The following is a 14,838-nucleotide window of genomic DNA, read 5'->3' as shown; positions in this document are numbered from 1 at the left end:
TAGAAATAAATTAATCAATATATTGTAATAATTAATAAACTATTAAGGGGAAGTTATATGGAATTTTTACAATGTAAGTTATCTAATTGTTATGGTATCAATACATTAGATTATAAATTTAATTTTAAAGATTCAAACACAAATGTATTCGCAATATACGCAAGAAATGGGCTTATGAAGACATCTTTTGCTAAAACCTTTAAAATGTTACAGAATGGCAAGGAATCTGAAATCAAAGATGAAATATTTGATGAAGAAGGTCATATTGAGATTACTACAGATCAAGGGGCACTAGATGAAACTTCTATATTCGTAATAAAAAGTTTTGAAAACTCTTATGAATCAAATAATATAAGTTCTTTATTAGTTAATGAAGAGATAAAAACTAATATTTCCGAGCTAATTAGTTTACAAGAATTATTCTTTAAGAAACTAGAAAAAGCTTCGGGTGTTAAGATTTCTAGAACCTTACAAGGGAAGATTATATATGAGTTAGAGTCCAAATTAATAGAAGGTTTAGGGTTAACACAAGACGGGTTACTTTTAAATTTAAATAATGTAAGAAATTTATTAGACGATTTGGAAATTGATTTAGAAAATATTTTATATGCTGATATATTTGATGAGTCCGTCTTAAAGAAAATATCAAATCAAGTATTTCAAGATTCTATTGAAGAATTTTGCGAGTCTTATGAGGAAATCTATAGCTCTTTCACTTTTTTGGATAAAGGTAATTTTACATTAGGTAAATTAAAAAATATTAATAAGTCACTAGATAGCAATCATTTTTTTGTAAAAGAGAATAAGATTACTTTAGATGGAGATTATATAGTTACTAATTCTAATGATTTAAAAGGAAAGATTGATGAAATTGAATCAGAGCTAAAAAAAGTAGATGCTTATACAAAAATAGAGAAACTATTGAATGACAGTAAGGGAATAGTTTTGAGAGATATTATTGAAAATAATCCTCATATAATACCATATCTTAAAATAGATAGACTCGATTTTCTTAGGACGCAGCTGTGGATTTCTTATATAAAAAAACATATAGCAATATTTCAAGAGTTAGAAAGTAAATATAATTTATTAGAAGATAAGCTAGGAACAGTTAGTCTTGAAGATACTCAATGGAGTAAGGCTTTACGTATCTTTGAAGAACGATTTACCCTTCCATATAAGATGTCTATTCAAAATTATAAAAGCACAGTAATAGGATCTAGTATTCCTAAAATTGAGTTTACATTTAAAAAGAATGGTAAAAGTGTTAGTTTAGATAGAAGTAGATTAGAAAATATTGATGTACTTAGTCAAGGTGAAAAAAGAGCATTATATCTTTTAAATATAATCTTTGATATAGAAATGCTAAAAAACACTGGCCGTGAAATTGTGTTTATTATTGATGATATAGCAGATTCATTTGATTATAAAAATAAATATGCGATTGTAGAGTATTTGTATGAGATTGCACAAAATAATAAGTTTTATTTATTAATTCTTTCTCATAATTTTGACTTTTATAGAACCATATCTAGTCGGCTATCACTGCGTGGATCATCAAGGTTACATACTAATATAGAGGGTGACAAAATAGTTTTGACCCAGGAAAAATATCAACTAAAATCTCCATTTATACCGTGGAAGAATAATCCTAATTTAGTTAATGTGCTTGCACTTATTCCTTTTGTGAGAAATATAATTGAATATACAGTTAAAGACTATTCTAAGAATAATGACTATTTGTTTTTGACAAGTTTACTCCATATAAAACATGAGACAAATAACATTATCTTTAATAATTTATTAGATATATATAATAGATATTTGAATATAGATGCCTTTGAATCAGATATCGAATTAGAAGGGAAAGTATGTGAAGCATTATATAAAGAAGCTGATGAAGTAACTACAGGTGATTGTGATTTGGAGTATAAGCTATTGTTAGCGATAGCTATTAGACATAAAGCAGAGCGATTTATGTTTAATGTATTAGAAAATAGACTAGAACCAATTACGTGGAATGTAAGACGTAGTGAACATACAGGATCATTTGATGAATTTTGTAATTATCTTGATAATGCGAATAATCAAACCAGAGAGCTATATTATGTCGTAAAACAGTTTGCGTCGAAGGAAATTATCGAGATTCTAGATGAAGTAAATATTATGACACCTGAAAATATTCATTTAAACTCTTTTATGTATGAACCATTGCTAGATATGGATATTCAAGAATTATTAAATTTATATTCAAGAGTAAAAGCTCTTAATGTTTAATAACAGTAAGTTGAAAGATACGATAAATATTAATTTCTTCTTTTGAAAAATATAAATTAGGGATTTTATTGGAATAAAGCTATAAATTATGTTGTACTAGTTTTGTTTTGGCTTTAGATTTGGGAATATATAATCAGGGAGACTATATTATGAATAATATAAATCAATTTGATTGGGTAGATTTTTATAATGAATTTGCTAATACGTTATTACAATATAAGGATAATCGGGGAATTCTTATAGAAAAAGTAGAGAAAATTTATGAGCTTACAGGCATCGATATGCCAACTTTAGAACGGAATAAACACCTTGTTGATATTGATCCGTTCACTATTTTTGGCTTATTTAATAAAAGTTCTATGACCGTTGATAATCGAAATAAGATTATTTCTGCAGTTGCTAATCTATTCGATATAAAAGCACCTATACCTACATCATTTGATGGAATTCCATTATTAAATAATCAAAATGCTACCTATTATTATTTTATTGATGAACGAGATGAAGACGATATAGATACTCTTTGGGGGCTTTATGAATCTGCACTTATGTATGCTAATGATTCGAGTTCAAAGAATGCTTGGACTCTATCTCAGTATTTTGACTTAGCCATTAATAAGAAGGGCAATGGAAATAGTAAGATTACTATGGGGTTATACTGGATTGCACCAACTCATTTTCTAAATTTAGATAGAAGAAATACATGGTACATTTATGAGTCTGGTAAGATGCCGCTTGACTTAGTTAATAATCTTCCAATTATTAGTGGAGATAAAATTCCAGCATCTAAATATTTTGAAATAGTTGATAAATTAAGGGCCTTTTTAAGTAGTGAACAGAGTACATTTAAAAACTTTATGGAGTTAAGTTTTGAGGCGTGGAGATACTCAGAGGAAGTTAATCGGCTGAAACGTGCTGAAAAGAAACAAAGCAAGGCTAGAGCTAAAGGGGCTGCTTTAGCTGATGATGATATAGAAACAATACATTATTGGATCTATTCTCCTGGTGAAGGTGCTAATATTTGGGATGAATGTTACGATAATAATATAATGGCTATAGGCTGGGATGCGATAGGGGATTTGCGTGACTATAATAGCAAAGGTGAAATGAAGCAGAAAATGAAGGAGTGTTATGACCCCTCTGGCTCCTATATTAATTCGGCATGTGCTACATGGGAATTCGCTAATGAAATGAAACCAGGCGATATTGTATTTGCGAAGAATGGTATGCATCTAATTATCGGTCGAGGTGTTGTTAAGTCAGATTACATATATGATCCTCAAAGAAAAGAATTTAAAAATATACGTAAAGTTGAGTGGACTGATCGGGGTGAATGGAAATGCTCAAGACAGTCGCCTATGAAGACTTTAACTGATATTACATCATTTACAGATTATGTTGAACAGCTAAATCTCTTCTTTGATAGTGATATGTTGGATGATGTTGAAACGATAGAAACAAGTTACCCTACATATGATAAGGACCGATTTCTTGACTCTGTCTATATGAATGATGAAACTTATAATATACTTGTATCACTTGTTAAAAGTAAGAAAAATATTATATTACAAGGTGCACCTGGTGTGGGGAAAACCTTTGTTGCAAAACGTTTGGCTTATTCTATGATGGGAGTAAAAGATCCTAATCGTGTCATGATGGTACAGTTTCATCAAAGCTATTCCTATGAGGATTTTATAATGGGATTCCGCCCTTGTGAAAATGGCTTTAAGCTTAAACACGGTGTATTTTATGAATTTTGCAAAAGGGCTGAAGTTGATAGTGATAATGACTATTTCTTTATTATTGATGAAATTAACCGAGGTAATTTGAGTAAAATATTCGGGGAACTGTTTATGCTTTTAGAAAGTGATAAAAGAGGCGTATCCTTACAACTACTTTATGCAGATGAGAAGTTCTCGATTCCAGAGAACCTTTATATTATTGGTATGATGAATACTGCAGACCGTAGCTTAGCTATGCTAGATTATGCATTAAGAAGACGATTTGCATTCTTTAATCTTAAACCAGCTTTTGAGTCCGATGGCTTTAAGTCTTATCAAAAATCCATCAATAATGATAAATTTGATAAACTTATAGAATGTATTAAGCAGCTTAATCTAGCTATTAAATCAGATGAAAGTTTAGGCTCAGGTTTTTGTATAGGACATAGTTATTTTTGTGATTTAGATAAATTTGAAACGCATGAATTTGAATCATCACTTACGAGAATTGTTGACTTTGAGATAATTCCTCTTTTAAGTGAGTATTGGTTTGACGATGCTGATATGGTAAATGAATGGAGTAATAATTTAAGGAGCGCAATTAAGTGATACCTATTCGAAATATTTACTATATGTTATCTTATGCTTTTCGAGCATTAAACCCACAAGGCTATAAGCGCGTATCAGTGGAACAGTTTGATAATGTATTAGAAATGTTATCTTCAGTTTTAGCTAAAGGTGTTTCTATTCAGATCAAGCGTGGAATTGGAAAGGGCTATTTAGAGAGAACAGAACCCTTATGCTCGCCTCGTGGACGTTTCGAATTATCAGAATCTATAAAAACTAATTGTATACATAAAAATCACTTAGTTTGCTCTTATGATATTTTTTCAGAAAATATCTATATGAATAGAATCCTCAAATCAACTCTAGAATTACTTATTCAATCAGATATTTCTAAAACTCGAAAAAAGGAACTTCGTAGATTATTAGTATATTTTAGCGACGTAAGCTCTCTTGATGTCAATAAGATTAATTGGAATATGCATTATAATCGTAATAATCGAACCTATCAGATGCTAGTTTCTATATGTCATATGATTATTAAGGGTTTATTACAGTCTAATTCTGATGGCTCTAAGCGATTAATGAATTTTATAGATGAACAACAAATGCATCATCTGTATGAGAAATTTATTTTTGAGTATTACCGTAGACATTTCCCACAGATATCAGTTAGTTCATCGGAAATAAAATGGGCAATTGATGATAGTGAAGTATATATGCTTCCTATTATGAAGAGTGATATCATGCTTACTTATAATGATAAAGTGCTTATTATCGATGCTAAGTATTATTCTAGTAATACCCAAACACGATATGATACACATAAGATACACTCACATAATCTGTATCAGATTTTTACATATGTCAAAAATAAATCCTATCAGTTAAAAGATCATTCAGAGGTTTCGGGCATGTTACTGTATGCTCAGACAGATGATGAAATTCAACCCAATAATACATATATGATGAGTGGAAATAAGATAAGTGTTAAAACACTAGATTTGAACTGTGAATTTTCTGAAATTTCGTCACAACTAAATAGAATTGTTAGTGCTCATTTTGGCATTATAATTTGATAATACGATTTTAATAATCTTTGAATTTTAAATAAAAGGGGGCTGTAACAGAATGTGGTTTTACCGTATTCTAGTTGCAGCCTTATTTTTATTTTTATAAAAATTTCGCATAGCGATATAATCGAATTTAGGCTTTAAAACCTAAATTATGATATAAAATATAAAAATTAGGTTTCGAAACCTTGAAGTGGTATAATAGGTATAGAATTAGGTTTTAAAACCCATTTGGCGAGGAGGCGTGTGCATGTCATTAGTATCGCGACCATATTATTTAGATTTTCTTCGAAGACATAAAGATAGACCTATCATTAAGGTTGTTTCTGGTATACGGCGTTGTGGTAAATCTACGTTGTTTAAGCTGTTTCAAGATGAGTTATTAGCCGATAATGTATCTGCCGAACAAATTATTGATATTAATTTTGAGTTGATGGAGTATGATAAACTAAGAGATTATCGGGCTTTATATGAATACATTAATGAACGGATTATTCCAAGTAAAAAAATGTATCTATTCCTCGATGAAATTCAGCATGTACCATCGTTTGAGCGTGTAGTAGATAACTTCTTTGTACAAGATAATGTTGATATATATATTACAGGTTCTAATGCTTATTTTATGTCCTCTGATATGGCTACACTTCTCACAGGTCGCTATGTACAAATTGAGATGCTTCCCTTGTCTTATAAGGAATACGTCGATGCCTATAGTGAAAGTGGGCTTTCACGAATGGTCTTATATGAAAAATATGTAAGTGAAGGCTCATTCCCAGGGCTTTTACATATGTCGGAAAATTGGCAAGGTCGGCAGGATTATTTACAAGGTTTATTTAATACCGTTGTTTTAAAAGATATTGTTGATCGATTAAAAATTGCAGATATTAAATTACTTGAAAGTATTGTAAGATATATTTTCGCCAATATTGGTAGTTTGATTAACCCCACAAAGATTGCGAATTCATTAACAAGCGCAGGTCGAAAGGTAGATAACAAAACTGTAGAACGTTATCTTAGGGGCTTAGAAGATAGTTTACTGTTATATAATGCAGAGCGATTTGATGTGCGTGGCAAAGAATTATTAAGATTACGTCCCAAGTATTATGTAGTGGATATGGCTTTTAGGCAACTATTACTACCTGATACTAATCGTGATAGGGGTCATGTATTAGAAAATATTGTATACCTTGAGTTGCGGCGTCGAGGATATACAGTATATGTTGGACAATTAACGAAGGGAGAAATAGATTTCGTTGCTCAAAAGCCTGGTGGCATATTAGAGTACTACCAAGTATCAGAAAGTGTATTGGATCCAACTACTAGAGACAGAGAGTTAGCACCATTAGAAGCGGTTAAAGATCAGTATCCTAAATTTTTACTCACTATGGATGAGCTCTATAAACCTCATAATTATAATGGAATTCAGCAATGTAATGTATTAGACTGGTTATTAGGGATGTGATAATTCACATCCCTATTTTTGTATCTATATGTTGTTATTTAATATACTTATAAATCATGCTATTTAATTTATAAATAATGCTATAATAAGATAAAATAGGATATTTGTATACAGTTGTTAAGTAAAGGTGCATCATTATGAGTTTTTCCAATTGGATTCAAGAAAAATTATTCGACAATTACGAAGAATGGCGTTTGAAGAGCCCCGATTATAATCGAAACGGTTTTAATATAGTAGGAATAGATAATACCTTACAGGCCATACATGATGGATTTATTATGTATATAGAATTATACCCACCTCATGCCATCGATGGATGTACTGCCATGAAAGCACGTGTAGGTAAAAAGCAGGATGCAGTAGATTTATTCTTAGATATAGATGGCAAGACCTATCGTATGGCTGATGTAAGTTATCCTGACGCAGTAAAGATGATGCGGGCTTTTGTGAAAAAACGCAGAGTACCTGATTGTAGTTTGTGTGTAGAAGTAGCGTATCTAGATATAGAGCAGATGAAATCGACATTTACAGAGCTGGCAACGCTATTGCTAGGCAATGCTAAACAAGCTAACTCTTTTATGACTAAGGCAAAGTTAAACTCCATGGAAGACTTAGAAGATAGCTGGTGGAACCTCTATGAGAAACTACAGTCTAAAGGTCGCGCTGTAGAGCTATCTTTAAAAATTGAATTAGAGGATTTTCTTTATTATGTGCAGAAGTTAATACGTAACAAGTCTTTAGATACTAGCGAAAATTTAACTATTGATACAGCAGGATTAGATGAAGACCAATGTATTATGGACTGGTGTGCACATATTAATGCCACATGGAAAACGCATAAGTTAGTAGATATGGACATAGGAACAGATAGCTTTGTACTTATGGTGCTTTCACATGAGGAATTCAAAACAGCCCAAGAATTAGCAAAAGAACTATTACATAGAATCGATGTAGCTGAACGCTCATGATATAACAGAAATTATGATGAGTAGTGTGATTATAATGTAGGAGAAAGTCATATGAGTATTGTACGTCTACCAGAATATGAAGCCGAGTTTGAGCCGGAAGTGTTTGAAATCTATGCATTGCCGCGTAGTGATGCGAATGGGGCTAGTCCTTATTTAGAAAAGTACCATAGACCACTGGTGTCTACCGATGCTATCCTAGATACTCGGACGGGCGTGCTTGACCGTAGTGAAGGCATTTTGACGTGGATTATTGAGGGCCTTGATGATAGATGGGGCTATTCTTTTGAGCCACACGGTGTCTATAAATTGTTAGTTAAGAAAGCTAAGCCCTTAGAGGATTTAGGCTATATGCGTCCCTCTTGGAATAATCGCTATTATGTGCTCGAGGTGTTAGAGGAACATGCTAAACATAGCGAGTTAGAGGCGTTGTCGGCGTATTTGAAAACCCCTAAATACCTTCATACTGACAGGGGTGACTTCCTGTTAAATCGAGAGTATCAATATTACACAGCGAGAATTGATGATTATGCATTCACCCTTGATGTAGACGAGGGTTCTGATGAAAGCTGTACTGTAGCGTTGGCGGCTTTCAATAAAATCGATAATTTCAAAGCATTTGAACAACGAATTAGTACCTATATTAGTGAGACCTTATTAGATCTTGCTAATGATTGGCTCGACAATGATGACCAAGATCCGATTACGGCAGAAATATTTGCCAAGCGTATTATGATGGGCGAATTGGCGTTCCGCAATGATGGTACCATAGAGGTCTATTATGACGATGACGATATTTTCTGGGGACACTGCATCATAGCCAATATTGATGCGGAGGGGAATCCTGTACATGCGGATATTGCAGGATAATCAATTAATGGAGAGTCCTAATGAGAAAATCGGAATTAATGACATTGTGGAATGTTGAAAGCTGGACTGTAGAACCGCATGGGGTTTATTTCGTATCTCGACGATTTGGCACTAATCGCTTAGAGAATGAAGCGCAAGCCTTTCAAAACCTCAATATTAGTTGCACCGATTATACTGAGGCTGAGGTGCTTTCACTACCAATGTGGGAACAATTATATGTTCAATTAGATAAATTAGACCAATTAGCACAGGAAATCATACAAAAGGAAATACCGCAAGAAGAGTCTGTTGTGCTAACACTAACGGATATAATGTTGGATAAATCAGGTTGTTACGACGCATTTGCACTAGGTTATGATATAGGTGAATTCCCAGCAGGACATCTATATGTTTTGGTTTCTTTTGATGAAAACTTTACGGCTCAACAAGATGTGATTTATGAAACCTTATAGAGTTGTATTAAAGTGGTGTCACGGGTGTTGTAGACTACCTAAAAAAATAAGTGATACATAGGAGAGAGACGATGGAAAATCTGTATAAAGAATTAAGAAGCTTTTTTGCCAATGATATGGATCTAAATGATTTATTTGATTCCGAAGCTATCGTCTGGATTGATTGGCGCGAGTACGATGAAGATGTAGTGCGCTATTTTAATGACATGATGGATGAGCCTATCGATATTAAAACGGTTAGTAATGGCAATGCTTATGGTGACGATATTGTGTTACAAAAAGGCGATAAAGAACTGCAAATTCCTTACGGTGATGAGCAAGATCGAGATGTGACCATCAAATATTTCAACGATTTCGTTCAGCCTGATTATGAGGTGCGTTGGTTTGCCGAAAGTCTTGGAAACGATACGCTCGGCTTTACCGTGCTTTCAGGCCCAGAATGGGCGAAATTAAACGATGAATTTGGTGCGGATACGGTTCGCTATTATTTTGAACCTATCGATTTTGAAAGCGACATGTTTAATCTCGGCATGGATGAAGTCTTTGCGTTGCTTGCGTTACGAGAAAATAGTGAAGGCGTTAATACTCAATTTAGTACACAATTAGACTGGATTAGAATCATAAATAAAGAAAAGACCTTGGCTGAACAAAAAGAGAACGGACAAATTGACTTGAAACAATACATGGTGGCTAAAAAAGAACTACAAAAGAGTAAGGATGATTTTATTGCCGCTCATGGTCCGATGAAATAACCGGTAATGAGTCGATAGAATAAGAGGTTATCAATATGGACTATTTAGAAACATTACGAAATGACGCTAAACTAGCTGAAGAGTTTGACATGCTGTTTGATTTCCGCCTATTAGACGGGTTGGAAGAACGAGATACTGCTGAAGGGCGATGCACATTCTCTTTGGCGGGTAAGGCCTTTGCAGTAGATGGCTCTGGTGGTGAATATCATCTGTTGGCGGATGGCTCTGTTGGCTATTGGAGTAGTGAGGGCGAAGCAGGGCGTCTCGCTGAAAGCATGGAAGATTTGTTTCATTTGATCGTTTTTAGTATTTGTTGGCATGATTACTGTGACTCAAGTAAGTATGCTGATGCGGCAACACTTGAAGAATATGGTCAGAATAAGCAGTTGGATATTATCTCTTATTCGCCGATGGAACTTTGGGAACCCATTGTGAAAGCTTTACATATGCCCATAGACATGAAACTTTCACCTGTTTTACAGAAATTCTATGATGCGGCGCATCGTGAACCTGTATATGCTTGCTATTTCCATGAAGATGATGGAACCGTTACAGAATCACAAAATCTGTTTTTCTAGACGTATTGCTTAAAAGGAGAATCATATGGCTATTGATGGAGTAAAAATCATAGATAGTGATGATGGCCATGATATTTATAATTTGATTGTTGAGCGCTATAGAGATGGCACTAGTATTGATACAATTGTTTCGGAGATTTTGGCTGAAGAGCAGAATTTTTGCACTGACGAATTCTATACAGAAATTTATTGGACTGCCGTAGCCTATTCGCTGTGGAAGATAGGTCATTTATCGCAGGATATCAAAGAGAAAGCATTAGACATAATCGCGAAGGGCGCTCATGAGTTTTGGCTAGAAATTGATAGTAAGGCGCTTAAACAACGTCAAAAGGTGTTAGATACATTAGCCGTACAACTACAAAGTGAAAATCCAAAGCCTCTAAAGGTTCGTAAATCTAAAATAAAGCGAGAACCTCATTTTAAGGTGGGCGACGTATTAGCTGTTAAGTTTGAAAACGAGTATGGAGCTATTTTTGTATCTGACGTGGATCAATCACCGCGGAAAATCGAGTACCATTTGGCCTGTACGCGGCTTTTACAAAAAGAAAAACCTACAATGGAGCAGTTTTTAAATAGTAAAATCGCCTGCCGGAAAGACAATACAAATTTCGCTATCGATACCGACTGTTGGTTTAATCATAAGGACCTAGGCCTATTGCTAGAAAATTTAGAAATCATCGGAACCGTTGAGCTATATCCGTGCAAGCTGTGGACACTAGCACCAGCAGGCACGTTGGAAGATATCTATGAGGAGATTGTAGATAATCCTAGGCTAGGAAAACTGCGTCTCATAGACACCTATGAACTGGTGAAAGAGGTTATTCAGAAATAATCTTCGGGAGAATGCGTTACTATAAAGGTGTAAATTTAATGGATACTGTGACGAAACAATATATAGAAACTGTGAAAGTCAGTGACATACCCTGGCATCGTTTGACCACAACTTACGGCCGTGCCACAGATTTTCCTGCTCATCTTGAGGTGTTGTGGGATATGAAGGACGTTGATGCCATTGATGTGGCAGGTGAAGAGCTAGCCCAAAACATTGAGCATCAATCGACTTTATGGCATGCTACGCCCTTTGCATTGATTTTTCTATTACGTATTTTTAAAAAAGCCGTTGAAGAACAAGGCCATAATGAGATCGCAAGATATTTAGTAAAAGAATTAGCTGAATTATTCATAATTATTGCTGAGTGTATTAGAGATGGTCTTATGCTAGAACATGCAGATCCACTACCGAGTTTTGCGGATATGCTCAACGAAGAGTATCTTTGGTCTGAAGAATACGATGAAGACGAAGATATTCTCAGATATGAGGAAGAAGAGGTATTTCCGGATGACCTGTTCTTTAGCTTCTATTACTACTCACTGCAAGTGCTTTTACTTGGTAAGCCCTTATTGGATGCAGCTAACGAAGAAGAGGGAAAATTGCTAGAACTACTGACAGAGATTGACCACTAATAATCTATGGAGGTTATATTCTATTAAATGTTTATAGAAATCATAGATTATTAAATATCTAGGGAGATTCTAGATTACTAGTTATCTACGGAGGGTTTAGACTATGGGACTAATTGCTAATTATAGCTGTTTAAGCGATGTAAATTTAAAAGAGCTTAAAGCCATGGGCTCAGAAGAAGAGGAAATTCTTGAAAGCGTTGAAGAGTGGAATGACGACGATGAGTTATTGCTCGATATCGACAAGATGTGGGATGTACTCCATTTTGTGCTAACTGGTGTGGGCACTGACCATAAAGACGATAAAAATCCTCTTAGCCAAGCGGTACTAGGCGTAATGGCTGTTGAGGATATATCAGACTATGTAGCATATACAGAACACAATCATTTAGCCAATATTGTGGCAGCTCTAGATCAATTTGATATTGAAAGTGCACTCGAATCTTTTGATATGAAAGCCTGCAAAGAAGCGAAATTGTATCCAAATATCTGGGACTATGAAGAAGAAGAGGAAGAAATCAAAGACGAAATTCTTCACGATTTTGAACAAATGAAACGCTTTTATAAACAAGTGCTAGAGGCTAATGGGCATGTGCTTGTATCGATTTGCTAAGGTCGTTAAAATTTGTTGGCTATGGATCTAGTTATAGCCAAACTGATTATGCGACTGGCGAAGAAGAGGAATTGTAACATGGCAGTGTTAACAGAAAAGCAAATTAAATATGGATTTGACTACTATCATAAGGATGACGCACGGCCTAAATCTGTTGTAGAGGTCTCTGAATATGATGGCGAAGATAAATTAATTATTAATTGCACACAGTTAGATGAAGGGTATTCTTCTAAAGCTAAGAAGCGAATTTGGATGGAGTGGTGTAGTTTTTTACTAGAGAATCCAGATACTTTTACAGAGCTAATGTTTTGCACAAGAATGCCACAGGATTTATTTGATGCGGTATGTACCCAACGGAAACTCAAAAAATTATATATAAAATGGGGTGTCTATCCAGATATTTCAAAATTAGAGAAATTACAAGAACTAAAATATTTACACATTGGATCCGGTAGAAGCGTATCGAGTTTGGAGCCTATATCAAAATTAGAAAATTTAGTGGCTCTGTCGATTGAGAACTTTCAACAAATTGATGATTATACGCCATTAGCTAATCTAAAACATCTTGAAAGTCTTGCCTTAGAAGGTGACTTCGCCGCTCCTAAAATTCTTAAGGTGCAATCATTGAGATTTCTACGTCATATGAAACAGCTGCGATTCTTTAGCTTCTTGACAGCTAAAGTGATGGATACAGACTATTCTCCAATTTTAGAACTCCATAATCTAGAACATCTTACGTTAAAATCTTGTAAAGAGGTTAAACAGCTGTATCCTCAATTAATTAAATTACCAAAGTTGAAGTATGGCACTGTATTAGAACGACCGGAATTATATGAGTAATAAATTATGAAAAGGCAATAATTACAATGGACAAAGCACGTAAAAAGGAATTATTGAAAGACTATAAAGCTAAAGAAAAACAGAATTTTCAAGATAGCTTACCTATGGACGAAGAGTTGTTTTGGAATCTCTTTGACTATGTAGACGAGAAATTAGAGGTGAATGACGGTTGCGACCATAGTTTGACTTTCACAAGAGAATTTTTGGAAAAGCAGAGCATAGATGTTGAAAGCGTACTAGATTGGATTATCAACGAAGGTGGCGGTTGTGATTGCGAGGTTCTCTACAATGTAGAGGAACGTTTTGAAGAGTACCGTTAATAGTATTTTCTATAGTTAATTCCTTTTATTTACAAGTGTTACCATAAAGGTTTATAGTATAGGCATGTGATGTAATTATTCACATGCCTATTTTCTTTATAAGGAGGACGCTATGCAACACGTTCAAACCCGCAGTACTACATCCGCGTTAGTACTCACAGCCGTATTGATTGCCCTCGCTACATTGCTTACAATGTATACGAAAATTCCAGTACCTGGCATACGCGGCTATTTCAATGTTGGAGATGTCGTTATCATGACATCCGCTTTATTATTAGGTCGAAAATATGGCGCCTATATCGGTGCTATCGGCCCAGCGTTAGCTGATTTATTCCTCGGCTACGCAGTCTTTGTTCCAATCACCTTTGTGGTGAAAGGCATTGAAGGCTATCTTGTCGGTACTGTCTATAACAACAAGACAACTACCTCTGCCTTAGCGGCAACTATTCTAGGTGGTATTGTTATCGTAGCAGGCTACTTTATCGCTGAATACTTTGTATTCGATCCAGGCGTAGCCATTGCTAGTATTGTGACCAATACCATTCAAGCCGTTATGAGCGTTATTATTAGCATGATTCTCTATGCTATCTTGCGTAAACGCCTGGGGTAGTAAATTGACAGTCTCTAGAATTCAGACTATACTATAAGTACAAAAGAGCCAGTTAACGTGTTCTAGGCGTTAGGCTCATCAAAGAATTGAGAAATTTGATAAACCTAACGTGTCTAAGTATTGCAGTACTTAGTCGCGTTAGGTTTATTTTTTGGCTTAGTTTGTATTAATATTATTTATTGAATAAAACATAAGTTCGATATATAATGTAATTAAGATAGTCGACGAGGTTGGGTCGCCCTTTTTCTTTGAAGGGGGTGAAGCCTATGAGTGCCTACGA

The 14,838-nt window shown here is 34.5% G+C and carries 15 protein-coding genes; all 15 read left to right on the top strand.

Annotation, left to right across the window (positions count from 1 at the left end; translation table 11 throughout):
- The first annotated feature begins 57 nt into the window (after window positions 1-57).
- The 15 genes from O3598_RS03085 (at window position 58) to O3598_RS03015 (ending at window position 14,558) form a co-directional block, all read left to right on the top strand.
- Window positions 58-2,277 (top strand): AAA family ATPase, encoded by a 2,220-nt coding sequence (locus O3598_RS03085; protein ID WP_371451718.1) that lies wholly within the window; start codon window positions 58-60, stop codon window positions 2,275-2,277.
- 149 nt (window positions 2,278-2,426) lie between these two features.
- Window positions 2,427-4,607 carry a DUF8426 domain-containing protein gene (locus O3598_RS03080; RefSeq protein ID WP_371442314.1) on the top strand — a complete coding sequence of 727 codons (2,181 nt, stop codon included), beginning with the start codon at window positions 2,427-2,429 and terminating at the stop codon, window positions 4,605-4,607.
- Entirely contained in the window at window positions 4,604-5,641 is a 1,038-nt protein-coding gene (gene mcrC / locus O3598_RS03075) for a 5-methylcytosine-specific restriction endonuclease system specificity protein McrC (protein ID WP_371442313.1), read from the top strand. Before O3598_RS03080 ends, mcrC begins: the two co-directional genes overlap by 4 nt.
- A 244-nt stretch (window positions 5,642-5,885) precedes the next feature.
- The gene (locus O3598_RS03070; RefSeq protein WP_302744670.1) at window positions 5,886-7,097 is read left to right on the top strand and encodes an ATP-binding protein; all 1,212 of its coding nucleotides are present in this window, start codon (window positions 5,886-5,888) and stop codon (window positions 7,095-7,097) included.
- A gap of 137 nt (window positions 7,098-7,234) precedes the next feature.
- A complete protein-coding gene (locus O3598_RS03065) occupies window positions 7,235-8,065 on the top strand; it encodes a DUF6630 family protein (RefSeq protein ID WP_371442312.1) in 831 nt (276 codons plus the stop codon).
- Between the two features lie 51 nt (window positions 8,066-8,116).
- Window positions 8,117-8,932, top strand: coding sequence for a DUF2262 domain-containing protein (locus tag O3598_RS03060; RefSeq protein WP_371451716.1), 816 nt, complete (start codon window positions 8,117-8,119; stop codon window positions 8,930-8,932).
- Between the two features lie 20 nt (window positions 8,933-8,952).
- Window positions 8,953-9,384 carry a hypothetical protein gene (locus O3598_RS03055; protein WP_371442310.1) on the top strand — a complete coding sequence of 144 codons (432 nt, stop codon included), beginning with the start codon at window positions 8,953-8,955 and terminating at the stop codon, window positions 9,382-9,384.
- Between the two features lie 71 nt (window positions 9,385-9,455).
- Window positions 9,456-10,136: a hypothetical protein gene (locus O3598_RS03050; protein ID WP_371442309.1), complete on the top strand. Its 681-nt coding sequence runs from the start codon at window positions 9,456-9,458 to the stop codon at window positions 10,134-10,136.
- Window positions 10,137-10,171: 35 nt separating this feature from the next.
- A complete protein-coding gene (locus tag O3598_RS03045; RefSeq protein ID WP_371442308.1) occupies window positions 10,172-10,714 on the top strand; it encodes a hypothetical protein in 543 nt (180 codons plus the stop codon).
- A gap of 25 nt (window positions 10,715-10,739) precedes the next feature.
- Window positions 10,740-11,546, top strand: a complete 807-nt coding sequence (locus O3598_RS03040) for a hypothetical protein (protein ID WP_227068305.1) — start codon at window positions 10,740-10,742, stop codon at window positions 11,544-11,546.
- A 38-nt stretch (window positions 11,547-11,584) separates the two neighbouring features.
- Window positions 11,585-12,178 (top strand): hypothetical protein, encoded by a 594-nt coding sequence (locus tag O3598_RS03035; protein ID WP_302744660.1) that lies wholly within the window; start codon window positions 11,585-11,587, stop codon window positions 12,176-12,178.
- Window positions 12,179-12,281: 103 nt separating this feature from the next.
- Window positions 12,282-12,788 (top strand): YfbM family protein, encoded by a 507-nt coding sequence (locus O3598_RS03030; protein ID WP_371451714.1) that lies wholly within the window; start codon window positions 12,282-12,284, stop codon window positions 12,786-12,788.
- A 78-nt stretch (window positions 12,789-12,866) separates the two neighbouring features.
- Complete coding sequence (locus O3598_RS03025; protein ID WP_371451712.1) at window positions 12,867-13,628, top strand: leucine-rich repeat domain-containing protein; 762 nt, start codon at window positions 12,867-12,869, stop codon at window positions 13,626-13,628.
- 26 nt (window positions 13,629-13,654) lie between these two features.
- Complete coding sequence (locus O3598_RS03020; RefSeq protein WP_287543046.1) at window positions 13,655-13,948, top strand: DUF2695 domain-containing protein; 294 nt, start codon at window positions 13,655-13,657, stop codon at window positions 13,946-13,948.
- Window positions 13,949-14,060: 112 nt separating this feature from the next.
- Window positions 14,061-14,558 carry an ECF transporter S component gene (locus tag O3598_RS03015; RefSeq protein WP_287543045.1) on the top strand — a complete coding sequence of 166 codons (498 nt, stop codon included), beginning with the start codon at window positions 14,061-14,063 and terminating at the stop codon, window positions 14,556-14,558.
- Window positions 14,559-14,838 lie beyond the last annotated feature (280 nt).

The sequence above is a fragment of the Veillonella atypica genome (assembly GCF_041431435.1).
In the GTDB taxonomy this organism is placed as follows: domain Bacteria; phylum Bacillota; class Negativicutes; order Veillonellales; family Veillonellaceae; genus Veillonella; species Veillonella atypica.
This window is presented reverse-complemented; position numbering and strand designations above follow the sequence as displayed.